This window comes from Roseateles sp. P5_E1 (assembly GCF_054049335.1).
In genome coordinates, this window is the sequence record NZ_JBFUMN010000510.1 from 1 (window position 1) to 510 (window position 510).

Below are 510 nucleotides of genomic sequence, written 5' to 3' on the forward strand. Positions count from 1 at the left end.
GAGTATGCCCAGCTGCTGATCGACCGGCTCGGCGACAGCGCCGGCAATGCCGCGCACTCGCTGGACAACGCACTCAAAGGCGTGATGCGTGCGGCCAACGTCACCCAGCGATTGCTCGCCTTCTCGCGTCGGCAGCCGCTGCGCAATCTGCCGGTGGACCTCAACGCGCAGGTCAGCGACATGCAGGACATGCTCAAGCGTTCGCTCGGCGAACTGGTGCAACTGGAAATGCTGCACAGCCCGGACATCTGGTGCGTGGAGATCGACCCGAGCCAGCTGGAGGCCTCGGTGCTCAACCTGGCCGTCAACGCGCGCGACGCGATGCCCGAGGGAGGACGGCTCACCATCGAGGTGGACAACGCCCATCTGGATGACGATTTCAGCAACCAGAACCCCGATGTGCCGCCGGGCCACTACGCGATGGTGCGCGTGCGCGACAGCGGCCACGGCATGTCCGCCGAAACCAGGGCGCGCGTGTTCGAACCGTTCTTCACCACCAAGGAAGTGGGC

1 protein-coding gene is annotated in these 510 nt (G+C 65.7%); it reads left to right on the forward strand.

Annotation, left to right across the window (positions count from 1 at the left end; translation table 11 throughout):
* A partial coding sequence (locus ACXJKJ_RS32365) for an ATP-binding protein (protein ID WP_457395864.1) occupies nt 1-510 on the forward strand: 510 nt, incomplete at both ends.